General features: G+C 39.5%; 17 protein-coding genes. 13 read left to right on the plus strand and 4 right to left on the minus strand.

What is annotated here, in order from left to right:
- Positions 1-9 precede the first annotated feature (9 nt).
- Positions 10-435, minus strand: a complete 426-nt coding sequence (locus tag acsn021_RS03950; protein ID WP_184095130.1) for a VOC family protein — start codon at positions 433-435, stop codon at positions 10-12.
- Positions 436-796: 361 nt separating this feature from the next.
- On the opposite strand from acsn021_RS03950, the gene lepB reads away from it, so the two are divergent.
- The 5 genes from lepB (at position 797) to acsn021_RS03975 (ending at position 7,318) form a co-directional block, all read left to right on the plus strand.
- On the plus strand, positions 797-1,405 hold the full coding sequence (lepB, locus tag acsn021_RS03955; RefSeq protein ID WP_184095133.1) for a signal peptidase I: 609 nt from the start codon (positions 797-799) through the stop codon (positions 1,403-1,405).
- Positions 1,406-1,606: 201 nt separating this feature from the next.
- A complete protein-coding gene (locus acsn021_RS03960) occupies positions 1,607-2,575 on the plus strand; it encodes a helix-turn-helix domain-containing protein (protein WP_184095135.1) in 969 nt (322 codons plus the stop codon).
- A 290-nt stretch (positions 2,576-2,865) separates the two neighbouring features.
- Complete coding sequence (locus tag acsn021_RS03965) at positions 2,866-4,689, plus strand: ABC transporter ATP-binding protein (protein WP_184095137.1); 1,824 nt, start codon at positions 2,866-2,868, stop codon at positions 4,687-4,689.
- Positions 4,682-6,433, plus strand: a complete 1,752-nt coding sequence (locus acsn021_RS03970) for an ABC transporter ATP-binding protein (RefSeq protein WP_184095139.1) — start codon at positions 4,682-4,684, stop codon at positions 6,431-6,433. The genes acsn021_RS03965 and acsn021_RS03970 overlap by 8 nt, the downstream gene beginning before the upstream one ends.
- Positions 6,434-6,784: 351 nt before the next feature.
- Positions 6,785-7,318, plus strand: coding sequence for an HD domain-containing protein (locus acsn021_RS03975; protein WP_184095141.1), 534 nt, complete (start codon positions 6,785-6,787; stop codon positions 7,316-7,318).
- A gap of 103 nt (positions 7,319-7,421) precedes the next feature.
- Here acsn021_RS03975 and acsn021_RS03980 read toward each other — a convergent pair whose 3' ends face one another.
- The gene (locus acsn021_RS03980; protein WP_184095143.1) at positions 7,422-8,204 is read right to left on the minus strand and encodes an AraC family transcriptional regulator; all 783 of its coding nucleotides are present in this window, start codon (positions 8,202-8,204) and stop codon (positions 7,422-7,424) included.
- Between the two features lie 274 nt (positions 8,205-8,478).
- Between acsn021_RS03980 and acsn021_RS03985 the strand changes: the two genes are divergently transcribed.
- Both acsn021_RS03985 and acsn021_RS03990 read left to right on the plus strand, forming a co-directional pair.
- Positions 8,479-9,642 carry a glycoside hydrolase family 88 protein gene (locus acsn021_RS03985; protein ID WP_184095145.1) on the plus strand — a complete coding sequence of 388 codons (1,164 nt, stop codon included), beginning with the start codon at positions 8,479-8,481 and terminating at the stop codon, positions 9,640-9,642.
- 133 nt (positions 9,643-9,775) lie between these two features.
- Entirely contained in the window at positions 9,776-10,771 is a 996-nt protein-coding gene (locus acsn021_RS03990; RefSeq protein WP_184095147.1) for a phosphotransferase family protein, read from the plus strand.
- A 154-nt stretch (positions 10,772-10,925) separates the two neighbouring features.
- Here the strand turns inward: acsn021_RS03990 and cooS are convergent, their stop codons facing one another.
- Both cooS and acsn021_RS04000 read right to left on the minus strand, forming a co-directional pair.
- Positions 10,926-12,809: an anaerobic carbon-monoxide dehydrogenase catalytic subunit gene (cooS, locus tag acsn021_RS03995; RefSeq protein WP_184095149.1), complete on the minus strand. Its 1,884-nt coding sequence runs from the start codon at positions 12,807-12,809 to the stop codon at positions 10,926-10,928.
- Positions 12,810-12,934: 125 nt separating this feature from the next.
- A complete protein-coding gene (locus acsn021_RS04000; protein WP_184095151.1) occupies positions 12,935-13,393 on the minus strand; it encodes an RrF2 family transcriptional regulator in 459 nt (152 codons plus the stop codon).
- Positions 13,394-13,856: 463 nt separating this feature from the next.
- On the opposite strand from acsn021_RS04000, the gene acsn021_RS04005 reads away from it, so the two are divergent.
- From acsn021_RS04005 to acsn021_RS04030, 6 genes are all read left to right on the plus strand, one after another.
- Positions 13,857-16,898: a glycosyl hydrolase gene (locus acsn021_RS04005; RefSeq protein WP_184095153.1), complete on the plus strand. Its 3,042-nt coding sequence runs from the start codon at positions 13,857-13,859 to the stop codon at positions 16,896-16,898.
- A 50-nt stretch (positions 16,899-16,948) separates the two neighbouring features.
- Entirely contained in the window at positions 16,949-17,851 is a 903-nt protein-coding gene (locus acsn021_RS04010) for a helix-turn-helix transcriptional regulator (RefSeq protein ID WP_184095155.1), read from the plus strand.
- A 181-nt stretch (positions 17,852-18,032) separates the two neighbouring features.
- Complete coding sequence (locus acsn021_RS04015) at positions 18,033-19,115, plus strand: Gfo/Idh/MocA family protein (RefSeq protein WP_184095157.1); 1,083 nt, start codon at positions 18,033-18,035, stop codon at positions 19,113-19,115.
- Positions 19,112-21,853, plus strand: coding sequence for a hypothetical protein (locus acsn021_RS04020; protein WP_197978593.1), 2,742 nt, complete (start codon positions 19,112-19,114; stop codon positions 21,851-21,853). The genes acsn021_RS04015 and acsn021_RS04020 overlap by 4 nt, the downstream gene beginning before the upstream one ends.
- 117 nt (positions 21,854-21,970) lie before the next feature.
- On the plus strand, positions 21,971-23,314 hold the full coding sequence (locus tag acsn021_RS04025; RefSeq protein WP_184095159.1) for an alpha-L-fucosidase: 1,344 nt from the start codon (positions 21,971-21,973) through the stop codon (positions 23,312-23,314).
- A gap of 44 nt (positions 23,315-23,358) precedes the next feature.
- Positions 23,359-25,407 (plus strand): beta-galactosidase, encoded by a 2,049-nt coding sequence (locus acsn021_RS04030; RefSeq protein ID WP_243167966.1) that lies wholly within the window; start codon positions 23,359-23,361, stop codon positions 25,405-25,407.
- Positions 25,408-25,475 lie beyond the last annotated feature (68 nt).

The raw sequence follows: 25,475 nt of genomic DNA on the forward strand, positions 1-25,475 counted from the left end.
AGTTATTTTTTAATATTCTTCTTCAGGGTCCCAGACAGACCAGGCACCCTCTAGTAAATTGTTGTCACAATCCCTGAAATAAAAATATTTCGCTTCATTTTCTCCAAGTACCTGAATGTCCTCTACTTGCACATGCTTACTCTTTAAATAAGAATGGGTATATTCTATATCGGGGCAGTAAAGGGCAAGAACAGGAAATGCTTGTCCTTCTCTGGTAATTTCTAACCGTTTGGTATCGGTACTTTCTACCAACAAAACGGCAACGGCATGTTTCGCTGTGGAGTGAAGTACAGCAACGTGGGAATTACCTCTATCAATAAAGGTATTGATTAATTTAAAATCTAGGTGGGAGGTGTACCATTTAATTGCTTCATTGAGATTGGAAGTGGGTATATAGACATGTCCAATCTTAGAAATGAGTCGTTTTTTATCCATAGATATATTCCTTTCAGTAAATGAATTGTATTAGTCAATTGTCAAAACTGTTATTTTGTGTAACTCTACACCTATCGTTTCACAATCATCTAAATGAATTATATAGTCATGTAAAGACCTTCTTTTATAAGAATAGCATAATTTTATTATTTTTGGTACTAAAGTTATTGATAAAATTTATGCAAAGGGTGCCGTTGTATCGTCCTTAAATTAACCGAACCAATTACTTGCAGGACGATATACTAGTTTATAAGGGTAATCCTTCAAAAAGTTAGAAATTCTTAAGTAGTATTCTGGCATATACTGTTTTATAATTGAACTAGGGTGACATAGTCTAGAAAAACTTACGGAGGAAATTAATATGAAGTATAAAATCCTATTAAAAACTGCATTAAACTGGGTTGGAATGGCGGCCTTTGTTTTCATCTTATCCATGTTTTTGCAAAGTGAGGTATTTGCAAGTCCTACAGTAGACCAAAGCTCGATGGAGAACACTTTATATCCCAAGCAGCGTATGATTGTAGACAAGTTAAGTTATAACTTTACAGAGCCAGACAGAGGTGATATTGTCATATTCCTACGGAATGGTGAAAAGGGCAGTATAGTAGATGAAATGCTTCGTAACATGGAGTTATTTACCAATCGGTTTGTAAAAAATGAAGAAATTGAAATCAAACATGAAATGCTAGTAAAGAGAGCTATAGGTGTAGCAGGAGATGTGGTGGACATTAAAGACGGTTTAGTATATATCAACGGTGAAGCACTGGATGAACCTTATGCAAAAGGGGTAACCTTTCCGGGTAAGGTTTCAATGCCGATTACGGTAGGAGAAGACCAGCTGTTTGTCTTAGGGGATAATAGAGAAGTAAGTATAGACAGCAGAGATTTTGGATTGGTAGATTATGACCAGTTGGAAGGAAAAGCTGTTTTTCGAATTGCTCCTCTTAATAAGATAGGAATACTAAAGTAATACATAGAGACATACCTATATCAAATCCTGGAAACGGTAAGGGAATATATAGCCTTTACTTGCTACCGGGATTTTGAACATTACAAGGGCAATGTCTTTGTATACAGGAATGGAGGAGTAAATAGAAAATGCAAATGATAGTGGATATCATTTGCATTTTGTTTTATAATAAAAATAATAGTTCAGAAAGGGCGTGGCGTCATGGTAAGGAATTCATATGCATTTAATCTTACGCAGTTTGGTTTTTTGGTGAAGGAAAAGAATGACAGTACGGTTCTTTATGAAGTAAAATCTGATAAAGGTTATGGACAGATACATGTATGCAGCCTGTTTCCCGGTATTGAGATTTATTATAGTAATTTTAATACTACCTATGACTTTTCAGGAAAGTTTGTTTTAAATAACTTTATAGAAATAAGCTATATTTATGAAGGAGTATACGAATTTGAACTGCGGGATAACCGGTGCATTTATGCGGGAGAGGGTGAAATAATAGCCCTTCGTAATATCTTTGAATCTGTAAGTTCACGCTTTCCCCAAAAACTATTTAAAGGTTTTAGTATTATGATTGATATGCACACGGTAAATACAACATTATGTCAGTATTTCAATAACTTTTTGATAGACATGAACCACATAGCTGATAAACTATGCAAAGAAAGTAATATATATATAATGAAAGGCAGCAGCGGTATAAAAGAGATACTGGACAAGATTTATCTGTCTGACCCTATGCAGCAGGCCGCTTATATCCGGATTAAAGTATTGGAGCTGCTGCATATTCTGGATAACCAGAATCTGGATTCAATGAGGTATAAATGTAATTATTATGAAAAAGATACAGTCTTAAAAGTAAAACATGTTAAGGAGCATTTAACAGCAGAATTATCGGAACATATAACCATAGAGCAGCTGGCAAAAGAGCATTACATAACCTTAACTATGTTAAAAAATTGTTTTAAGGATATCTATGGTCTTCCGCCTTATGAATATCTCAAAAAAATTAGAATGAACCAAGCAGCGGCATTCATTAAAACAGGAAAATATTCAATTGGCGAAATAGCAAGTATGACCGGATATCAGAATGCAAGTAAGTTTTCTGGTGCCTTTAAGGATGTAATGGGGGTCACACCCAGAGATTACAAGAAAAGTTACAGAACGGAATCTTAACTTAGATTTGTCTGGCTGATTGGAGTAATACACCTTTTTGGAGTAGAAATATAAATCGTCTTTATGTTAGAATGCTGAATAGTTAGACTTATCTAACTATTCTTTTTTTATGCGAATAGGATTGGCTGAACTAACAGAATATGCAGACCGCATATTTTAGCAGACTTAGACTAGGTTTGATGAGGTGTAATGTCTGTAAGTATATTAGACAATTGCGAAACGTTGTCTTTGAAGGCAGGAAGTTGAGCGCAATCACCTATTATAAATATAAACAAAAGGAGTTATTTGGTATGAACAAAGAAAGAAATACCGGTCCTAAAACCGGAATGGCAAGGCTTTTAGAACTTGCTGCTACCAAGAAGCCTTTGGTAATCAGTTCAGTCATATTGTCGGTACTGGCTTCCGTTGCTTCTTTTATTCCCTACATAGCAATTTATAATGTAGTTAGGGAAATCATGGGGGTGTATCCGGACTATTCAAAACTGCGAGCCGGAACAATTATAGGATATGGCTGGATAGCCTTTGGTGGTATTATCGGAAATATAGTACTGTATTTTGCGGCGCTGATGTGTTCTCATTTTGCAGCTTTTGGTACTCTTTATGAGCTAAAGGTTAACTTTGCTTCTCATCTGGCAAAGCTGCCTCTTGGTTTTCATCTTATGACCGGAAGCGGTAAGCTAAGAAAAGTGATGGACGAAAACATAGAAAAAATTGAAGGCTTTATTGCACACCAGCTACCGGATATTGTTGCAGCTTTTGTTGCACCTGTCGTTATGGTAATTATTCTGCTTAGTGTGGATTATCGGTTCGGTCTGGCAGCCTTACTTGGAATAATGATAGGCTTTATCATACAGTTTAGAGCCTACGGCAATGATGGTGCGAAAGAAATGATGAATAAATACCAAAATTCCCTGGAGGATATGAACAATGCGTCCGTTGAATACATTCGTGGTATTACAGTCGTAAAAGCATTTAAACAGACGGTATATTCCTTCCGCAGACTGCATGAAACCATTAAAGGTTATACGGATTTAGTTATACCCTATACCTTAAGCTGGGAAAATTACATGTCCGGTTTTTCAACCATAGTAAATAATATTTATTTATTTATCCTTCCGGTGGGTATCTTGATTGGAATGAAGACAAAGGACTTTAAAAGCTTTGCCATTACTTTTATTTTTTATCTGATTTTTGTTCCGGCCATATCTTCAATCATGCTTAAAATTATGTATGTAACCTCCAATAGTATGCAGATTATAAATGGTGTGGAGCGAATGGATGAAGTATTAAACACAAACCCTTTGCCGGCTGCTGTACAATCAGGCAAGAGCCAGGGTTCGGATATCACCTTTGAAAAGGTATCCTTTTCGTATCAAGAGGATTCTGAAACAAAAGCTCTAAACAATGTGTCCTTTCATGCCGGGCAAGGGCAGATAACAGCAGTAGTAGGGCCTTCTGGGGGAGGTAAAAGCACCATCGCTCATTTAATTCCACGTTTCTTTGATGTAACAGAGGGAAGTATAAAAATCGGAGGAGTGGATATTAGGGAGATGGAGCTTTCTAATCTTATGGATAAGGTAAGTTTTGTATTCCAAGATGTGTTTCTATTTAAGCAAAGTATTATGGATAATATTAGAATTGGTAATCTAAAGGCGACAAAGGAACAGATTATAGAAGCTGCTAAAGCTGCCCGGTGCCATGAATTTATAGAAAAACTGCCCCAGGGTTACCAGACGGTTATTGGTTCTAAAGGGGTTCATTTATCCGGCGGAGAGCGGCAAAGGCTTGTAATCGCAAGAGCAATTGTAAAAGATGCGCCTATTATTGTTCTGGATGAGGCCACCGCCTTTGCAGATCCTGAAAACGAGTATCTGATTCAAAAGGCATTTGAGCGTCTTATGAAGAAGAAAACAGTGATAATCATAGCCCACAGGCTTTCTACCATACGCAGTGCCAGCAATATTCTGGTAATGGATCAGGGGGTGTTGGTGGAGGAGGGAAATCATGAAGCTTTGATTGCTAAAAAAGGCAAGTATTTTGAGATGTGGCAGATGTACACAAAATCCCTGGACTGGAAGATGGGAAAGGCAAAGGAGGCAGAAAACCATGCGTAGTTTAAAAGACATACAAATCCTTACGGATAAGGGGTATGAAGATTTAAAGAAGGCAATAACTGCCTGCACGATAACCAATCTCTCTCTTATGCTGCCCTTTGGTATTACTATTCAGGTTTTTGGTGAGATGCTAAAGCCCTTTTTAGGAGAAGAAATCTCTTGGAAAAAGATGTGGTTGTTATTCGGGCTTGGTGTTGCAGCAGCTATTCTGGTATTCATTGCTAATAAGAATGACTATAAAAAGACATATGTAGCCTCCTATAAGGAGTCAGAAGCAACCAGAGTACGGGTGGCAGAGCACATCAGAAAACTGCCTATGAGCTTTTTTAATTCCAAAGATTTATCCGAGCTTACAACCAATATTATGGGGGATTGTGCAACCACGGAGCATGTATTAAGCCATGTCATTCCTCAGCTTTGTGCCAACGGTATTTCTATGACTCTGGTATGCATAATGCTGGCTTTCTTTGAGTGGAGACTGGCCTTGACTGTATTTATTACCGTGCCCATTGCTTTCTTGATTATATTAGGCAGTAAGAAACTACAGGATAAACTTAGCCAGAAGCATATAGAAGCGAAACTGAAAGCTTCGGATCAGGTGCAGGAGTATCTGGAAGGTATTAAGGTTATCAAAGCCTGCGGATTGGATGGTGAAAAATTCTCAGCACTGGACAATGCACTTAAAGTAATGATGAAGATGGCAATTCGTATGGAAGTTGTAACCGGAATTTTTGTAACTGGAGCCCAGATGATTGTACAGGCAGGAGTAGGTTTAACTGTATTTACAGGTACCTATCTGCTGACAGGGGGGGAAATAGAATTAATACCTTTACTTATGTTTTTCTTGATTGTTGTGAGGATATATGGTCCTATCTTGGTAGAATTAACACTATTACCAGAACTTTTATATCTTCAGATGTCAACAAAACGTATGAGGACGTTAATGTCTACTCCGATTATGACAGGAGACGGAGAAAAGCAGATAAAGGACTTTACCATACAACTTAATAATATATCGTTCCGTTATAACCATACAGAAGAAAATAATCAGGCGGTTATAAAGAATATGACAGCGACTATTCCTTCTGGGAAAATTACTGCGCTGGTTGGCCCTTCCGGTTGCGGAAAAAGTACGGTCTCCAAATTAATCGCCAGGTTCTGGGATGTAGATACCGGCAGTATTACCATAGGAGGAGTGAATATAAAGACCCTTGATCCAGAACACCTTATGGGGTATATGTCCTTTGTATTTCAGGATGTAGTACTGTTTCATGATACAATTTATAACAATATCCGTATCGGTAATCTAAATGCAACCAAAGAACAGGTAACGGAAGCCGCCAAAGCCGCCAACTGTGATTCATTTATCGACAGATTGCCTGGGGGCTATGATACAGTGCTTGGAGAAAACGGGGGCACTTTATCCGGTGGAGAACGCCAGCGTATATCCATAGCCAGAGCATTGTTAAAGAATGCACCTATTGTCTTGTTAGATGAAGCCACGGCTTCTTTGGATCCGGAGAATGAGGTCTATATACAGGAGGCTATATCGAGGCTGATTGAAGGGAAAACGGTTATAGTAATAGCACACAGACTTAGAACAGTAGTTACTGCCGACAAAATTATCGTATTGCAGGAAGGAGAAATTTTAGAGGAAGGAATCCACGAAATTCTAATTAAGAAAAAGGGGCTCTATGAGCACCTGTATCATATACAGCAGGAAAGCTTAGGCTGGAGTGTATAGGAATACAGTATAAAAGCTAGAAGAGTCAGAAAAAATATCATTTTGAAGGGCTGAGCAAACCTTAAGGTTATATGATTTAAAAACTTAGGGTCTGCTCAGCCCTTTTAGATTGTGAATGATTTACACAAGTGGAGCAGGTTTCTTGGAAATAAAAGATATATAGGATATAGGAGATGTAACTTCTTTTAGGATATGCTTTACATCCTCTAAGGGGTTATATTATAATGAGCCTAACAAAATAGAAGCTTCGTTGCTAAAGATGCAGTAAAGTACCAGACCTCCTGAGAAGGAAGAAGAGGTAATGAAGGTTAATAATACTGCCAAGGCGACAGGTTTGAAAGAGTGACCGGAATGAAAATCAGACGCCCAAAATTAAAAGCAGATAACAGCCTGTTCCATGAAATTCTAAGAGACGTGTGCTTAACTACAAGGGTTATAGAGTCGGGACAGTTTATACAACATGGCAATACATCCGTATTAGAGCATAGTATACTTGTAGCATATGTAAGCTACCGGGTAGCGCTAAAACTTAAACTGCCAGTAAAACATAGAGAATTAATCAGAGGAGCACTGCTGCATGATTATTTTTTATACGATTGGCATGAAAAAGATAAAAACCATAGACTTCATGGCTTTTATCATCCTTTTACAGCATTACGAAATGCAGAAAGAGATGTTAAGCTAACTGCAATTGAAAGGGATATTATAAAAAAGCATATGTTTCCCTTAACACTGATACCGCCCAGACATATGGAAAGCCTGTTGGTATGCCTGGTTGATAAGTTCTGTGCAACTTGTGAAACGCTCTATATCACAAGCAGAGACGATAAGTTCTGGTTAAAAAAAGCAGTGGTGTACAGCAGAGCAAGAAATAGAGTTACGTAGATTGAAATATACGTTGTATATTAATCTTCCGATTGCCATATAGCAGGCAAATGTGGCACTGCAATGAAAGAGTATAGGTTGTATTAACCTATATAATATTATATTATCTGGAATAACTCCGGTATTGGGAAGGGGTTATCCCTTCGAATTTCTTAAACTGTCTCATAAAGTGAAGTTCGTTGTCATAACCGCAAAGTTCAGCAATCACCCTTATGGACATATCTGTTGTTTTTAGATAAAACTTAGCACGGAGAATACGAGCCTGAATTACCTCCTGTATACAGGAAATCTTAAAAAAGTGCTTATAAAGATGCTGAAAATAGGAAATGCTTAAGTTCATATAATCTGCCATGCTCTGTGCGGACCACTTTTTTTGAGGCGTGTTGTGGATTTCATTTCGCAGCTGATTCATTTTTGTAATATATTTCTGGTCACCGGAAGCGTTTCGATTTAACGCAATCTGAGAATCTAAACTAAACAAAAGTGTACGCATTAGAGTATCTTTTATTGCATCCTTATGCTTTGACGGAGTATTACTTTCTTGTACCAATTGTCTAACATAAGCTGACAAATGGCTGATAAAGGGCAGGTAAACCGGTTGATTAAAGGGAATGTTCAGCGTATCTAAAAGACAGGGTTCATCTTTAAAGTCAAAGTGTATCCAATCATCATTATAAAAACCCATATTAGAACCATAATGTGTATAGGTATTTTTATCAAACAGAATCGCCATGTTAGGTTCTGTCACAATCATTTTTCCCTTTATTTCAAATAACGCATCAGTTTTGACAAGCAGTAAAATATAGTTAGGAACTCCGGTTTTACGAATGATACGAAATCCGGTTTTATGTCTGGAATCATGTCCGCAGTTAGTGACTGTTATCATAAGTAGCTCCCATCTGCAACCTTTGGTTAAGACCCTTAGGCGCGTAAATAGCAAGGGGTTAAATAGAATTTATTTAACCGCAGCTTCTGTCTTTCACTAAAAAACCTCTGACTCAAAGCAGAATATATCAGTTTATAACATTCTAAGGCATTGTGATACAAAAGTCAAAGCTTTATGATATAGAATAAGGATAGCAGATCCGGTAAATACAACCGAAGGCTTACTAGAGAATGAATGTATCCTTTCGGGCATTTAGATAGGAGGAATTAAAAGAATGAATAATTTGCTACAAGAAAAAGACCAGCGGTGGCTTGAGGAAACAAGAAATAAGATTGTTGAAAAAATGAGATGGGTTAGTGAAAAATCCAGAGATAAGATTCCCTACACAACCATAAATGGGGAGCATGATGACAAGAGCAGGAAAGACGTTACCTGGAATCAGGATGACGGAATCAATTGGTGGACAAATGGTTTTTGGGGTGGTATGATGTGGCAGCTATACCATGAAACCGGTGAGGAAAAATTTGCAAAGATTGCTAAAATATCTGTAGAAAAGCTAGATCAGTGCTTTGTTGAGTATTATGGACTACATCACGATGTTGGCTTTATGTGGCTTCCAACGGCAGTAGCAGATTACCGAATTACCGGTAATATAGATTCCAGAAGACGTGGACTTCATGCTGCTAATTTACTGGCCGGACGCTTTAATCCAGTAGGAAAGTTTATCAGAGCCTGGAATGATAATGACAGAAATGATACCAGAGGTTGGGCAATTATTGACTGTTTGTTTAATATTCCTTTGCTTTATTGGGCAACAGAAGAAACGAAGGATCCAAGATTTAAGCAAATTGCCATGATGCATGCAGATACTGCTATGGAACATTTTATTAGACCGGACGGTTCTTCCAATCATATCATAGAATTTGATCTTGATAATGGTCAGGTAGTCAAAACATATGGAGGGCAGGGGTATGAAAACGGTTCTGCTTGGACAAGAGGTCAGTCCTGGGCGATGTATGGATTTATTCTAAGTTACATACATACAGGGAAGATAGAGTATCTTGATACAGCCAAAAGAGTAGCGCATTATTTTATTGCTAATATTCCCGAAAGCGGTATAATTCCGGTTGATTTCAGGCAGCCAAAAGAGCCGGCATGGGAGGATTCTACGGCAGCAGCTATCGCCGCCGGTGCTCTTATAGAAATTGCAAAACAGGTTGGGGAATTGGAGCAGGATATGTATATAAATGCTGCCCTTAAGCTTTTAAAAACTTTATCAGAGAAAAGATGTGACTGGACGACTGCTATCGATTCTATTGTACAAAATTGTTCCAGTGCGTATCATGTAAAAGAACATCACATGTCTATTATATACGGTGATTATTACTTTATGGAAGCGATTTTTAAATTAAAGGGAAATGATATATTCTTGTGGTAGCATGGCCTCGTGTACCGTCCGGTTATCAGCGGAATTGCAACCCTTGAGCGTGTTTGAAATCCATTCCGGAACAAGGCATTTTGGTTCACTCTCATGAAAAAGTTAGCAATTTAGTGAAATATGGTTTATAATTATGGAGAATAAAATAAATCAGGAACGGAGAAAACTTATGGAGAGTGCAACAAAACACAAGCCAACCAAAGAAATTCTTGAACAAATGACAGCAGCAGCTTTTCCTGACAGCAAAGTAATTGACATTCACGAACTTAAAGAAGGGTTTTTTAATGCAGCCTACCGAATTAAGCTATCTGATAACCGGGAGGTAGTGCTTAAAATAGCTCCGCCGGAAGGTACCACGGTTATGACCCATGAAAAGAATATAATGTACAGTGAAGTACATTCTATGAAGATGATACAACGTGTTACAAAGGTGCCGGTTGCTAAGATACTTTTTTATGATAACAGCAAATCTATATGTAATGCAGAATACTTCTTTATGGAAAAGCTTTCCGGGGAAAGTTTCAGTAGTATTAAAGATACCTTAGACGAGAAGGATAAAAAACAGATACAATATATGACCGGAAGATATAATGCAGAGCTAAACCGCGTAACCGGTACGAAATTCGGATATTACGGGCAAAGCGATAAGCAGGGAGAAGAGTGGTTTACCGTATTTAGAAGCATGATTATGGATACGATTCAGGATGCAGACCATTTATCCATTGATTTACATATGAAGCCTGAAACGATATTGGAATTGCTGGAGCAGGATAAGCCATATTTTTTAGAAGTCGTAACACCAAAATTTGTGCACTGGGATCTTTGGGCTGGTAATGTATTTGTAGAAAATAATCAGGTGACGGGATTAATAGATTTTGAACGTTGCTTATGGGGGGATGAGCTCATAGAGGTTGGTTTCCGTTCTAACTATCAGGATAAGGATTTTCTAAAAGGGTATGGTTTAGAACAATTCTCTGAAAGCCAGAAGATAAGAATTAAATGGTATGATGTATATCTATTTTTAATTGTCGTACTGGAAACAGACTATCGAAAGTATGATACAAGGGATACGTATCATTATGCAATTAATAATCTTAAAAAATGTATAGAACAGATAAAGCTGCGTTGAAATTAAGAATACATTTTCACGGGTACAAGAATTTTAACTACGCTTAAACAGAACTCTATGATTTCCTATAACGTACTGTCTTGAATTCAGTGCCAAGGAAAACATAGAGTTTCTTTTACAGTTATCCGCCTAAATTGCAGCAGCTCTATTCAGGTTACAGCCCAAGAGCATTTCTTTTATCCTCAATAATTCCTTCTAACAGGTCAGCCGTTTTTAATACATCGTCTTCAATAATTAACTGTCCGCCAGTTAAAGATATCATATCTTCAGTTAATACCTTGGTAACAACTTCACTGCCTGTAGTAAAGGGGGGAAGAGCAAGATGGAGCGGAAGACCAAGTGCAAGGCCAAAGGAGCCGTCTGCTAATGCCTGTTCCTCTAACCATTGGGGAGCAGATAGAACAAGTGGTAGCTGAGGTATATCAATACCCAGAGTCTCTGCAAGTTCAGAAGCAACCAGTTCCAGTCTGCCGATTGCCAGACATGGTCCAAAGTTAAGTACCGGAGGTATACCAAGACTCTCACAAACAGCTCGTAAGCTGTCTCCGGCAAGAGAAGCTGCTTTGGCGGACATAAGACCGACATTCTCAAGACCTCCGCTGGAGCAACCGGCAGAAAGAATAAGGATATCTCTTTTGATTAATTCCTTTGCCAGTTCAACTGTGAATACATCATGCCCTTTTGCAGTTAAATTGGAACATCCCACAATTCCTGCAATACCCTTTATTTTACCACTTGCCAGCAGGTCGATTAACGGCTTCCAGTCACCGCCCAGGAATTCTCTTAAAGAGCCTTCACTAACTCCGGTTAGGACATCTTCATCACCATGGTTTTTCAGTTCTTTAATAGCTACGGAAGGCCGCCTTTCTTCATAGCTTTTTAAAGCTTTCGTAATAATGTGCTCCATTAATTCAGTATTGTCTTCCTCAAAGCTATATGCGTTATGGTCGGCATTGGATTTCTTTGCCACATCATCAATACATATCATAGAAACCATGAATTCATTGGCTATTGGTTCAATACCAGGGAGGGTACAGTTAAACTCCGAGACAATCATATCTATGGCGCCGGTTGCAATAACTGCCTCACTGGTAAAGTTGTTACCGGCATGGCCGGAGAATACCTCACTGCAATGTTCCCCACGAAGTTGTAAATCCTGACCGACGCAGGTACAGCCAATGAGACGAAATCCCTTTGCACCTACTGCTTTTGCACGATTCGTAATTTCCTCCTCTATTAGTCTATCCTGTAGGTAGGAGAACATAGAATGTTGATGCCCAGTAAGCATAATGTTAATAAATCCGGAATCAATAACCCGTAGACCAACAGGAGCAGTCCTTAACACAGGAGCACCTAGAATAACATCATTTAAAAGATTTGTCAGGGTTAAACCATACAGACCCGTTGAGATACCCAGACGAAGACAATGTAAAAGCATATTTAGCGGGTCACTGTTGAGATTTGTAGAGGTCTTCACAACTCCGTCAAATACCTCTGATTTCGCTCCCCCAGGCAGAATTTTAAGCTCCTGCCATTTTTTAAATCTGGGAGCGGTGGCAAGTTTTTCTACCAGTTCCATCTGCTCAAAAGAAGGCTTGTAAAGGTCGGCTAATACTTTATCAGCTACCAGATTGGCAAGGGCTTTCTCATCCCTTCCTTTAATTCCAAAAATATCCGCTAATTTATGTAAGGTTTCGACACTTTTTAATTTCCCTTTTGCCGCATAAAGTTTTAAGTTTCTGGCTGCATTCTCAACGATGTGAATATAACAGCCGGAACCTGCGGAAACTGCTCTTAAGAAATTTCTTGCGACAATCGTATCTGCAGTAGCACCACATACTCCCTTGGGAGAAGACGGTGTGATTTTACAAGGACCGTTTGCACATAATTTACAACAGATTCCCTGTAGCCCGAAGCGACATTTGGATTTTTGAGTTTCTACCCGGTGATGGGAGGTATCCACACCTAAATCGGTGATAAATTCACTCAGCATGGTATCTGCTGATGGACAGGTTTTACAAGTTGATAATTCTGACATTTTAATATCCTCCTTAAAATAAATAATAATCTTTATTGGGGTATTCTAAAGTATACCAATTTGGTATACTTTATCCTTGGATAGAACTGCTGTAAAAATATGATACTTTTGAAAGTATCATATTTTCACAGCAGCTCTACGGCAATCTCATTAGGAGCTGGTGTATCAGTTCTGTTCCTATTCTGAAGCATAGTCTTAAAAGTAACTTTCTGAAGGTCTGTTTCCAACTGCTTTTGTATCTTATGCATCTCGTAATGTATGTTACAGATAGCACCCTGGTTTAGAGCACAATAAGCTTTATCATACAGGCAGCGGTTGACATATATGGGACCGTCAATTACCTCAATGACATCTTTCATAGAGATATCCTCCGGCTTTTTTGCCAGAGAGTATCCACCATGGGCACCTCGGTAGGAATACAGAATACCTGCCATGGCAAGCTTTCGTAAGAGCTTTAGCAAAAAACGGAGAGGAATATATAAAGTTTCTGAGATAACTTTAGCTTCAACTCTTTCCTCCATACCCTTCTCGGAAAGGAACAGAATAACTCTTAACGCATAGTCGCATTCTTGTGTAATCCCCATAATTAATCTCCATTCATAGATAATTCTGTCAGTTAGGGTTCTATATATGTATTGTATACCATAATGGTATAGTTTAAATTTACTATAAAATAATTAAAATGTAAATACCTAAGTGGAAATTTATTTTTGATTTTTATTTGGATAAAAATAGTTTAAATAGTTACTAAAATAGAAATCGAGTATCAAAAGCCTAGTTTTTCTTGTTGCTGTGGCAAGGTACAAGCCCAAAGCCTTATGTTTGGATTTTCTTTCTGGATTGTACCATTTGCCAGCATAAATATTCTAAAAAGGCTTGTAGTACTTAAATCTAAGTATGCGGTAACTATTAAGAAGTTAAAAAGAATTTTGCACTTACATCGAAAAATAGTACAAATTAAAGATACGATTAGGGGACTCATTGAAAAGCCGTTTTTTCTAAACTATAATAAGCGCAACAGATAGATTTTAACAGGAGGAGATAGGCATGTTAAAGGAATTTAAACACCCGGGAAGACAGTACCGTCCCATTCCCTTTTGGTCTTGGAACGATGAGCTGCAAAAGGAGGAACTGAACCGCCAGATTGAGGAGATGTCAACAGCCGGCCTTGGAGGATACTTTATGCATGGCAGAAGCGGGCTAAAAGTAGAGTATCTGGGTAAAAACTGGTGTGATTGTATTGAGGAAGGGGTCAAAAAAGGGAAAGAAACAGGTATGCATGCCTGGATATATGACGATGAAGGATGGCCCAGTGGTTTTGCAGGGGGAATTGTCAATGGAATGGCAGAGGCATACCAGGCAAAATATATGACAGCAGAAGTGCTGCAACATCCGAAAGAGCTTGCAAGGGAAGAGATTCTGGGTGCATATTCACTTTACGGAAAGGACTCATATACATTTGTAGAAGATACTGATTTTAGCCGGTTTGAGAGTCTGCTGGTAATCCGCAGAAGGGTTCAGCCCTACTATATTGATGTTATGAGTAAAGAAGCAATTGATGCCTTCTTAAAGGTTACCCACCAGGTATATTATGACAGGTTTGGTGAGGAATTCGGAAAAACCATGAAGGGGTTTTTTACCGATGAGCCTCGGTTTACCTGTAAAATGGGTCAGCTTCCCTGGTCGGACGGATTAAGGGAGGAATTTCATAAAAGATATGAGTATGATTTAATAGAATACCTGCCTTGCTTGTTTTATGAATACTCTGAGTTTGAGAAGGTGCGCTATGACTTTCACAGGTTGGTAAATGATTTGTTTGTAACCAATTACATGAAGAATATGTATGATTGGTGTGAGGAACATAACTGCTATGTGACCGGACATATTATGATGGAAGAAACTATATTCAGTCAGATGTCTACCACCGGAGGGGTGATGCCCTTTTATGAATATGAACACATACCAGGTATTGATTGGTTAAGACGCCGAATTGAAACACCTGTAATTGGTAAGCAGGTAAGTTCCGTGGCCAGCCAGCTTGGAAGAAAACAAGTATTAACAGAATCTTTCGCTTTAACAGGGTGGAATGTGTCCTTTGAGGAACTAAAGTGGATTATGGAATGGCAGTATGTGAACGGCGTGAATCTATTGTGCCAGCATTTGCAGGCGTATTCCTTAAAAGGCTCAAGAAAGAGGGATTATCCACCATCATTATTCTTACAGCAGAGCTGGTGGAGTGAATATAAGAACTTCAATGATTATGCAGGACGTTTAGGTGCTGTATTATCGGCTGGAAAGGAAGAAGCTGTATTCTTAGTCCTTCATCCTATGAGAAGCGGTTATATTACCTTTGACGGAACCCGGACGGAAAGGTTAATAGCTTTGGATCAGGAATTTTGTAAACTTTCGACGGAACTTTCTGCCCTCCATATTAGTTATCACTACGGAGATGAAACCATAATCAGCAAATACGGAAGAATTCATAACAATCTGTTTCAGGTTGGAGAAATGTCATACCGGGGGGTTATTCTGCCTACCATGTATACAATAGATGAAATAACCTTAAAGCTTTTGCTTACCTTTCTATCAAAAGGGGGAAAGGTGGTATCAATCGGTGAGTTCCCGGACTATACCAATGGCAGCAGAAAGGACTTAGAGGAATTAAGGAATAAGGTAATCAGACGAAAGACTTCCGATATTTTAAGGTATTGTAAGGATACTGCCTTACAGACAGTAAGTATTACCGGAACGAATGGAGAAGAAGCAAACATCGCCTGCCAGATTAGAGAGACTGGGGAAGGAACGTTGTTATTCCTTGTCAATCACAGCCAGGAAAAGACCAGTCAGGTTACGGTTACAGTACTTGGAAAAGCAGGGGTCCCCCTTAAGTTAATAGGGGAAACCGGAGAAACAGAAGGAATGGCATACACCAAAGGAAGTAATACAACATTTGAATTAACGTTTGAGCCAATGCAGTCTCATCTGGTGTACCTACAGGAGGAAGTCAAAACAGAGGATGTTTCAACATGTTTTAATACATCGGTAATTCTGCCGGCCGGCACCGATTGGGACATAAAAGAGATGGGGCATAATTCTTTAACTCTTGACATATGTACCTGTATTATTGATGGAAATGAAACGATAGGGCCAATTCCGGCAATTAAATTGATGAAGAGACTTCTGGATTTAAAGAGAAGCTGTGATATAGAACTACGCTATGAATTTTATGTAGATATGGATTTACAAAATAATGAGAACTTATTTTTGTGTCTGGAGGATGCAAATCGCTATGATATCACTGTTAATGGGGAAGTAATTGATAAAACACAAAGCAGTTATTGGAAAGATAAAGCCTTTGTTAGACTAGCCATAAAATCCCATGTTCAAAACGGTCAGAATGTGATTGTACTAAAGGGGAGATTTGAGCAAAAACAAAAGGTGTATGATGTATTGTACGGAGAGAATGTTTACGAAACAGAATTAAATAAACTCACCTATGACATGGAGATCGAAGCCGTATACATAACAGGGGACTTTGGTGTATACAGCCAGACGGCATTTTTACCGGCAGGGCGTAATACAGTCCAGACAGAAGGTCCTTTTGTTATCAAGGAGATGCCTAAGCATTTTACCCATACTAATTTTACAACCCAAGGGCTTTTATTCTTTGGAGAAACTCTCACCATCACAAAACAGATACGAATAAATAAGAATTCAGAAGAGTTCAGGAATAAAAATATTATACTTCATTATGGTAAACAAAATGCTCCGGTGGTACAGCTTTTTGTCAATGGAAAATTCGTTAAAACCTCCCTGTGGGCACCTTACAAAGCAGATATTACATCAGAAATAATAGAGGGAGAAAATGAAATTACTTTTGTTCTGTATGCATCTAACAGAAACCTTCTTGGGCCCCATCATCATACGAAGGGAGAATGCTACAATGTAGGACCAAGCAGTTTTACGGGTGAATGGAGCTGGGTAGAGAGGGAATCAGAAGCCGACGGAACCGACCTTGGTGACCGCAGTAAGAATTACTGGATGGATGCTTACAGTTTTGTAGCCTTTGGACTAAATAAGGATAGTTAGGAACTGGTCAGGTACAAATACTTAGACGGCTTAAAAACGGAGGGATGGAATTGAACTATATTCGGGAACATTTTCGTTTTGAAGAAGGCTTTCGGTTCCAGCTATTTGAAACAAACGCCAGACAGGATACCATCCATTGTCACGATTGTCTTGAAATCAATTATGTCAAGCATGGAAAGGGACATTATATCATAGAGCAGCAGATGTATCCCATTGAACCAGGTGATATTTTCATTATAAACAATGCAGAACGGCATATGGCAGTACATGGTGAGGATTTTACTATTATGGTGCTGGTATTTGACAGCCGGTTTGTGTGGGAAAACCCCAAGGAATATGACTATCTGGAACCTTTTTTTAATCGGAATACGCAGTTTTCTAATCGTATTCCGGGTGGAAATGAACATTATTTGGAACTTTGTGAACACCTGTTTAAGATAAACAAAGAATACCGGGAGAAAAAAGAGGGCTGGCAATTGGTGGTAAAGGCGGCAGTACTGCTGTTTCTGGCAATCCTCTACCGCTACTGCAAGGCAAACCATGAGCTTGGAGGAGAAGGTAAGAACATCTATAGGCAATATGAGAGGATGAATCCTGTTCTTGACTATATTCAGGAAAATTATAGAGAGCAGATTGTACTTGAGGATTTGGCGAAGCGGGCGATGTTAAATAAGACCTATATGTGTACTTTCTTTAAGGAGGTTATGGATATGACCATTTTTGAATATATCCAGAAGGTACGAATTAACCATAGCTGCCGACTTTTGCGAACTACGGAAGAATCTATCACGGAGATTGCTCTGCTCTCGGGGTACAATGGTTTATCCTATTTTAACCGTGCCTTTAAGGAATTGTTGGGGGTGACCCCAAAACAGTACCGAAAAAAATCCAAAGATAGTGCAAGTATTGCGAAATTAAGAGAAAGCAAAGAAGCAGGAGAATTGTTAAGATAAAAGTATAAAATGCAATGTAAGCTATAGATTGGTTTATATAGTGAGAAACTTAAGACAAGTTTAATTGCCGGCATAACGGCAGAATAAGTTGAGAAGAAAAGCATTTTTCAACCGGCAAAAAGCACAGAGGGTGCTTTTCGTTCAGTATTTGTAGCCGCTGAAGCGGCAGATGGAGGTTATTATGAGCAAAAAATGGAATTTAGGTGTGTTGGGACTTGGAGAAGGAAGAAGCATTATATCAGCAGCACAAAGGAGTGAGTTATGGACATTGGGTAATATTTGTGACTTAAATGAAGAGTTGTGTAAGGAAAGATGCCAGGAATTTGGCTTTTCAAAGTATACCCTAAGTTACGAAGAAATGTTACAGGATAAGGACATTGACGTAATCGGTATCTATACTCCTGACCAACTCCATGCAAAACATATAAAAATGGCATTAGAAGCCGGAAAGCATGTAATATGTACGAAACCATTAATGGTATCCTTAGACGAGGCTAATGAACTGTTAGAAGTGCAGAGAAGAACAGGAAAGGCTGTATTCGTGGGACAGAGTTCCAGATATTTTGAGCCAATCAAGCGACAGAGAGAAGACTACGACGCAGGAAAACACGGGGAATTAGATTCCATAGAAACCCACTATATCAGTGATGCCAGATGGTTTTTAGAAAAAAACTGGAGTCATCAGGCAGGTTTTTCCTGGATGTACAATTTTATGATTCATGCAGTCGATTTGGCAGCCTGGTATTTACCAGATATAGAGGATGTATATGGTGTTGGAGTAACCAGTGAAAATACAAAAGCCTATAACTTAACGGTACCGGATACCATGAAATTCATACTAAAGGATAAAAACGGAAGAAGTGCCGCAGTAAATGGGATCTATGCCCTGCCGACCCTTGGAAGTGCTGTAGAACAATCTATTAGCTGTACTTTAAGAGGGACTAAGGGTATCAGCCGTTCCGGCTATCCCAAACTAAAATATTATACGAATTTCCAGCCGATTCAAAAAACAGCAGAGCTGCATACCTATGATGAAAAACATCCTTATTATTTCCGTTTTGAACAGGAAAGTCATCACGCAGGAGAGTACCAGAACTATATTGAATACTTTGCACAATGTATGAATAACGGAGCGACTCCAAAGCCTGACTTGACCGAAGGAATTCACACACTTGCTATTATGGAAGCGATGGAGGAATCCATGAAGACAGGAATGGTAACAAAGATTTCGGAAGTACTTAAGAGAAGGAATATAAGCCTATGATAAATAGTTCGTTAAATAATTTAAAACAAGTAACCATTATTCAGGGACAAAAGGATAAAAAGAGATTACAGTTTGCCATTAAGAAGCTTTCAGAAGTACTAGCAGCATTAGGTTTTGAAGTAACCTATGTTAAGGAAGAAACTCTTAAAGGTTACAATAACTACAGGGAATTACAGGGAGAAAAGATATATATAGGCTGTAAAGAGGATACTTTTACAACCTGGCTGACGGAGAAAGAGCTATTAATCTATCATTCTTTTATACCGGAGGGAGAGGGATTTTACCTTGGTACCTGTCCGGCAAGGTTAACTGTAGTATCCGGCGGCTCTGATACGGGAGCGTTATATGGCACTTTGGAACTGATAGAGAGAATTGAAGAAGAGGCAATGATACCCAGGGAACTTGCTTTTTATGATAAACCTGCATTTAAGTTAAGAGGTCCGTCTCTTGGTCTTCAATTGACAAAAATTGAACCGCCCAGATTAACTTATGAATACCCAATAACGCCCGGACGTTTTCCTTGGTTTTATGACAAAGCCATGTGGCAGGAATTCCTTGATATGATGTTAAAGGAAAGGTGTAATATCCTTTATATCTGGAGTGGACATCCCTTTTCCTCCTTAGTAAAGGTAGCGGATTATCCGGAAGCGTTAGAAGTATCGGAGGAGGATTACCAATTAAATCATGAAGTATTTGCCTGGTTGACAGAGGAATGTGACAAAAGGGGTATCTGGGTAGTATTAAAATTCTATAACATACATATCCCCTATCCCTTTGCAAAGCATCATAACCTGGAGCTTCTTCAAAGCAAGATAACACCATTAGTAGCGGATTATACAGCAAAATCTATCATCGAATTCATTAAGGCATTTCCAAATATCGGACTTATGGTATGCTTAGGGGAAGCTTTACGAGGAAATCAAAATAAAACAGAATGGTTTGTAGATACTATTCTTCCGGCAGTAAAAGAGGGAATCAAACAGGCAGGCATAAAAGAAGAACCGCCCATTATCTTGAGAGGTCATGATTGTGATCCGGTAGATGCTATGAATAAGGCTGTGCAAAGCTATTCCAATCTTTATACCATGTGGAAATACAATGGAGAGAGCTTAACAACCTATTATCCCAAGGGAAACTGGCAAAAAATTCACCAGTCCTTAAGCAACCTTGGGACAACACACATAATCAATGTGCATATATTAGCGGATTTAGAACCCTTCCGTTTTCAAGCACCGTTCTTTATCCAAAAATGCGTGCAGGCATCCAAGAACCGCCTGGGAGCCAACGGCTTACATTTATATCCTCTATTTTACTGGGATTGGCCTTATTCACCGGATAAGACAGAACCTCGTCTAAAACAGTTAGATAGAGATTACATCTGGTTTAAAGCATGGTTTCGGTATGCCTGGAACCCTGACAGGGATGAAAGAGATGAGAAAAGATACTGGGCGGAAGTATATGCAAAGTATTACGGCACGAATTTAGAAGGCGGAAGACTTTTGATGGAAGCTATGGAAAGTGCCGGAGAATGTGCACCTAAAATTCTTGGCAGAATCGGGATTACAGAAGGTAACAGACAGACCCTAAGTCTTGGTATGTCCATGAGTCAGTTAACCAATGTAACCAGATACCGCCCTAATAAAGAACTTTGGTATTCCGTAGCGCGTACCGGAGAACAGCCGGAGGACTATATTGAGAAAGAGCTAAACGGGGAAACTCATTTTGGAGAAACACCTTATGATATGATTTCAGATGTATCCTACTTTGCAAAGCGAGCTTTCGACAAATGCGAAGAGGCAAAGGTGCATTTCTCGCCAGACAATCAGGAATTCTTAAGAATCTGTAAGGATGTAAAAGCGATTTACCTGATGAGTGAAAGCTATAATGAAAAGCTTAAAGGGGCTATGAAAATACTAAAATACAAATACACAATGGATTCGAACTGTATGGGGGATATAAGCTTGCTTCAGGAAGCACTTCCATATATGGAGAACAGTTTATCTCTTTACAGGCAGCTGGCACAGCTTACAGAGGAAACCTATCTCTATGCCAACAGCATGCAGACACCCCAGCGTAAAATACCATTTCCTAACGGAGAAACCTATGGACATTGGATACAGTGTCTGCCGGAATATGAAAAAGAGCTTTGTAATTACAAAGAGCACCTTAAGAACTTAGAAAATGGTATACTTCCGGGAAATACAGAGGAGAACACAGACCATATAACAGCTCTTTCAGAGGTACCTTTTGCGCTATTATCACCAACCTGCGAGACCTATACCATAGAGAAGAAAAACAGTGTTTTTACAGACTGTGAGTTTAAGATTCAAAACCTTGCCCCCGAAATCACCGGTCTTACCGGAATTCGCCTTGGTCTTGGAGAAGCCATTGAAAAAGGTGTTACCGTACAGATAGAACTTTCCGAAGACAGCCAGATACTGATAGGTTATATGAAAGCAAAGGGAGTGGAGTGGTTACAGGTGCCGGATTTAGAAACCAACACCCATGCCGATGACAGAGGTGGTCTCTCACCAGTCTATACCAATGCCTTAAAGGCAGAAGGCTGTCCTCCCATTGACATTCATGCTTTCCAGTATGAGAAGGGAACGCATGAAATCTATCTTGGCACTGGAGCCTTTGTGATTGCAGGTGTTGTACCAAAGGCTGTAAAGCTGGTACCAAGAAATGCAGGTTTGGCAGGAGAAGGACTGGATACTTTAGACTGGTTGTACGAATAGAGGAAGGTCTATTATAATTCGGGAGTCAAGAACCCTGCTTTTTATATTGAACCTGCAACTCGCTCAAAGTCAAAAGACTCATGTTTCAATTTCAATGTATAAAAGGGAGGAACAGGAATGGACAAAAAGCAGCCAAGGGAAATGACAGGCGCAGAACTAAAATCCATGTTGAAAAGCAGTATTAATTTTAAAAGCCTTGGAGGCTTAAAAAGCCCGGAACTAAAACTTTCACCGGAAGACCTTACATGGTGGCGGGATGCGAAAATCGGAATGTTCTTTCACTGGGGACTTTATTCTATCTTAGGCAGAGGGGAATGGGCAAGATTTAACGAACAGATTCCTAAGGATGAATATGAAGCACTTGCAGAGGAATTTAATCCTAAAGATTTTTCAATGAAGGAATTAACAGGACTTGCTAAAGACTTTGGAGCAAAATACATGGTTATGGTAACAAGACACCATGACGGTTTTGCCCTCTGGGACAGTCCCGGCAGTTATGAAGGGTTTACAAGCTATAATACCGGCTCAAAACGAGACTTTGTAAAGGAATATACAGAAGCTTGCAGAGAAGACGGTCTGAAGGTGGGCGTGTATTATTCCCCTATGGACTGGCGTTTTCCGGGATATTTTGACCCGGAAGGGCTGCCGGACAATGCCCTTTTAATGAAAAAGCAATGCTATGATCAGGTGAGGGAATTATGCAGTAATTACGGACAGATAGATATTATGTGGTATGACGGGGGCTGGCTTGCCCACAAAGGCAGTGATACCTCTAGTGCTTGGTTCTGGGAACCTATTAAACTAAATAAAATCGTCCGTGAATATAATCCAAAAACTATAATCAATCCCCGCTCCGGTTGGGAAGGAGATTTCTACTGTGATGAAGGCTCACATGAAATCAAAGGAGGCATAATACCGGTACCCTGGGAAAAGAACATGTGTGTATGCAGCGGAAGCTCCTGGGGCTGGATGGCAGAAGATCCTGTATCAGACTTTGACTGGTTAATACAGATGATGGTGAATGTTGTATGCCGTGATGGTAACTGGCTGGTGAATGTTGCCCCGGATAAGAATGGAAAGTTATCCGAAGAGGTTACAAGCCGTATCAGGGAAATCGGACAGTGGTTGGCAAAGAACGGAGAAAGTATATACAGCACCAGGGGAGGCCCTATGGAGCCTGTAGATGGAGTGTACGGAACTACTTACAGAGAGAATAACATCTATCTGCATGTACTTGACCGTCAAGCATTTGCTAAGCTTTCTCTTCCGGGTATCACCCATAAGATACTTTCTTGTGAAACTCTTGATGGGGTAAGCTGTTTCTTTACACAGAACACAAATCAGGTAAAGATAGAGCTTCCCAATCTACCGGAGGCACCGGATTATATTATAAAACTTACTCTGGATGCCAAGGTAGAGAAAAATGAGGACAGTCAGATTTATTTTACTGGGAAAGAGTAAGAGAATAAGCCTGTAGCTTAAGATTTACAGGTAGCGGAAAGGACATGGTTAATAATATGTATTATGGCGTTTCTTATTACCCGGAACATAAAACAAAAGAAGAACTGACACATGACATGAATCTTCTGAAAGAATCAGGAATTAATACCGTAAGAATGGGGGAATTTGCCTGGTGCAGATTTGAACCTATTGAAGGCGAATATTACTTTGAATGGCTTGATGAAGTGGTGGAGGAATTAGGGAAGTGCGGAATCAAAACGATTGTCTGTACCCCTACGGCCTGCCCTCCTGCCTGGCTGGTAGAAAAACATCCCGACCTATTATATATGGATAACCGGGGAATAAGAAGACCCTTTGGAGGACGGAGACATTATTGTTACAATCATAAAGCTTATAGAGAATACTCAAGACGCATTGCAGAGGAAATCGGTAAGCATTATGGGCAGAATCCATATGTAGCAGGCTTTCAGTTAGATAATGAGCCGGCACAGGAGGGCACTGGAAGATGTACCTGTCCGGTATGCCGGGAAAAATTCAGAAACTGGCTGATGGTAAAATACAAAACGATAGAAGCATTCAATCAGCGCAGCGGTGGTATCTTCTGGTCACAGGAATATAACTCCTTTCAACAGATAAATCCTCCGGTGAATACTATAGAAGTAGGAGCTATGCAGTCTATTAATGCTTTTTATGAGAATCCTACGATTCGTCTGGAATTTGAAAGGTTCTCCAGTGACAGCCAGATAGAATATCAGGATATTCAGACAGAAATCCTAAGAGCTTATACAGCTCTGCCTATCACCACCAATGGCACGGGACTGGCAACCAACAGCATCGATTATTACAAAAGTACAAAAGCCTTAAGTAATTATGCTTTTGACTATTATCCCGGTTTAAGGAATCAGGCAGTCGATTCCTTTCCTTATGCCTTTGCCAGAGGGGTTAAGGAGGGAGCACCTTTTTGGGTACTTGAATTCATGTCAGGCGGCGGGCACCGCTTAAGCGGTTCTGGCAGATTACAGCCAAATCCCGGTGCCTTAAAGCAGGCAGTCATGCAAAGCTTTGCCCATGGCGCAGATATGATGCTGCACTTTCAATTCAGAAGCTTTCCCATAGGAGCGGAACAACTTAATTACGCCATCGTTGACTTAGACGGAGTGCCTCGGAGAAGGTACTTTGAAATGAAGGATACGGCGCAGGAATTAAAGCAGCTTGAGAAACTAGGAGCCGCAGAATTTAGGAACCAAGCAGCCATCTGCTTTGATTATGATACCCACTGGGCACTACGTATAAAACCGGTAAATGACCCGGTATATCATTACTTAAATTATTGTACTGCCTTTTACCAAAGGTTAAGTGAAGCAGGGGTAAATGCCGACGTAATATCCTTAGAACAGAACTTTAATAAGTATAAGCTTTTAATTCTGCCCTCTGCCTTTCTTCTTGACAAAAAATACCGGAAGAAATTAAAGGACTACGTAAAGCATGGAGGAATTTTAATTGCTACGTTCTTAACCAGTGTAAAAAATGAAGATAATGTAGGCTATACAGAAACCCTTCCGGCAGGACTAACAGACCTTTTTGGAGTTAGTGTAGAGGAGGTGGAGCCGGTTTTTGACAGGAACAAAACCTCCGTCAGGCTGACAACAAAGGCCGGCTATAAAGATAGTGCCGACAGTATGTGGAGTGAACTGTTAGCAGCTACAGAAGACAAAACTGCTTTGTTCATGGCTTCCTATCTGGAAGATTATAAAACCGGAGCGGGTGTATTTTCAAAGAATGCATACGGAGAAGGCTTTGCTTATTACCTGGGAACAGAACTGGACAAAGAGACCATGAGGGATTTTCTTACAGAGGTATGTACGGAACATGGATTATTTAAAAACCCTATAACTGCCAAAGGAGCAGGAGAGGGATTAGAAGTAGTTCATCGGACTTATGAAGGGAAGGACTTATATTATATCTTTAATTTTAGTGGTAAGGAGTTAAAGATTGATTGTCCCGGATGTTACAGGGATTGTGTAAGCAAAGAAAAAATAACCGATAGCTGTGTGATAGAAAGAAGTGGGTATAGAGTGTTACTTACGGAGTAGTTTCATTTCATATAAAAATAAAAGCAGCAGAGTGATTTTAGTAGGAAAATTACTCTGCTGCTTTTTGT

Source organism: Anaerocolumna cellulosilytica, assembly GCF_014218335.1.
Lineage (GTDB): Bacteria > Bacillota > Clostridia > Lachnospirales > Lachnospiraceae > Anaerocolumna > Anaerocolumna cellulosilytica.

What these genes read in the sequence shown, in the direction of transcription:
- acsn021_RS03950 (WP_184095130.1), bottom strand. Translation starts at nt 435, where the DNA reads ATGGATAAAAAACGACTCATTTCTAAGATTGGACATGTCTATATACCC.
- lepB (WP_184095133.1), top strand. Translation starts at nt 797, where the DNA reads ATGAAGTATAAAATCCTATTAAAAACTGCATTAAACTGGGTTGGAATG.
- acsn021_RS03960 (WP_184095135.1), top strand. Translation starts at nt 1,607, where the DNA reads ATGGTAAGGAATTCATATGCATTTAATCTTACGCAGTTTGGTTTTTTG.
- acsn021_RS03965 (WP_184095137.1), top strand. Translation starts at nt 2,866, where the DNA reads ATGAACAAAGAAAGAAATACCGGTCCTAAAACCGGAATGGCAAGGCTT.
- acsn021_RS03970 (WP_184095139.1), top strand. Translation starts at nt 4,682, where the DNA reads ATGCGTAGTTTAAAAGACATACAAATCCTTACGGATAAGGGGTATGAA.
- acsn021_RS03975 (WP_184095141.1), top strand. Translation starts at nt 6,785, where the DNA reads ATGAAAATCAGACGCCCAAAATTAAAAGCAGATAACAGCCTGTTCCAT.
- acsn021_RS03980 (WP_184095143.1), bottom strand. Translation starts at nt 8,204, where the DNA reads ATGATAACAGTCACTAACTGCGGACATGATTCCAGACATAAAACCGGA.
- acsn021_RS03985 (WP_184095145.1), top strand. Translation starts at nt 8,479, where the DNA reads ATGAATAATTTGCTACAAGAAAAAGACCAGCGGTGGCTTGAGGAAACA.
- acsn021_RS03990 (WP_184095147.1), top strand. Translation starts at nt 9,776, where the DNA reads ATGGAGAATAAAATAAATCAGGAACGGAGAAAACTTATGGAGAGTGCA.
- cooS (WP_184095149.1), bottom strand. Translation starts at nt 12,809, where the DNA reads ATGTCAGAATTATCAACTTGTAAAACCTGTCCATCAGCAGATACCATG.
- acsn021_RS04000 (WP_184095151.1), bottom strand. Translation starts at nt 13,393, where the DNA reads ATGGGGATTACACAAGAATGCGACTATGCGTTAAGAGTTATTCTGTTC.
- acsn021_RS04005 (WP_184095153.1), top strand. Translation starts at nt 13,857, where the DNA reads ATGTTAAAGGAATTTAAACACCCGGGAAGACAGTACCGTCCCATTCCC.
- acsn021_RS04015 (WP_184095157.1), top strand. Translation starts at nt 18,033, where the DNA reads ATGAGCAAAAAATGGAATTTAGGTGTGTTGGGACTTGGAGAAGGAAGA.
- acsn021_RS04020 (WP_197978593.1), top strand. Translation starts at nt 19,112, where the DNA reads ATGATAAATAGTTCGTTAAATAATTTAAAACAAGTAACCATTATTCAG.
- acsn021_RS04025 (WP_184095159.1), top strand. Translation starts at nt 21,971, where the DNA reads ATGGACAAAAAGCAGCCAAGGGAAATGACAGGCGCAGAACTAAAATCC.
- acsn021_RS04030 (WP_243167966.1), top strand. Translation starts at nt 23,359, where the DNA reads ATGGTTAATAATATGTATTATGGCGTTTCTTATTACCCGGAACATAAA.